At 61.8% G+C, this 594-nt stretch carries 1 protein-coding gene and 1 pseudogene; both read left to right on the plus strand.

Going from position 1 to position 594, the window contains the following annotated elements:
• Positions 1 to 371 (plus strand): annotated as a pseudogene (locus tag ABB22_RS17435) (Oar protein); the annotation flags it as partial.
• Positions 372 to 485: 114 nt separating this feature from the next.
• A partial coding sequence (locus ABB22_RS18950) for a DUF4478 family protein (RefSeq protein WP_161809383.1) occupies positions 486 to 594 on the plus strand: 109 nt, incomplete at its 3' end.

A 594-nucleotide genomic window follows, 5' to 3' on the forward strand; every position in this document is an offset into this window, starting at 1 on the left:
CGGAACTGGCCGGCTACAAGGGCCAGGTGGTGCCGGCCAACTCGCACCGCGCCAAGTGGGTCAACAGCTTCGACGTGCGCCTGAGCCAGGAACTGCCGGGCCTGTTCAAGGGCCACAAGACCGAGCTGGCGCTGGACATCATGAACCTGGGCAACCTGCTCAACAAGAAGTGGGGCCTGATCGACGACTACGGCTTCTACTCGACCCGTCGCGTGGCCAACTATGCCGGTATCGACCCGGCGACCGGCAAGTACGTGTACTCGTTCACCGGTACCACCGACAATTCGTCGATCCAGGAAAACAACAACGACAAGGGCAATACCGCGGTGTCGCGCTGGTCGATGATGTTGAGCCTGAAGTACAAGTTCTGATGCCTTGACGGATCAGTGCTGAACGCGAAAACGGCCGGGGCGACCCGGCCGTTTTCCTTTTCATGGGGGCAGCGCTACATTCGACCAACTGTGAAGACGGAACCGATGATGGAAATGACGACGAAAGAAGCGGTGGCACGGGCCCTGCCGGTACAGGATGCGCGGATCTACCCGCGCGGCGGTCTGGACGTGCTGTCGCGGGCAGAAGTCGCGCGCCTGCGCG

This window comes from Stenotrophomonas nitritireducens (genome assembly GCF_001431425.1).
GTDB classification, from domain to species: Bacteria; Pseudomonadota; Gammaproteobacteria; order Xanthomonadales; family Xanthomonadaceae; genus Stenotrophomonas; species Stenotrophomonas nitritireducens.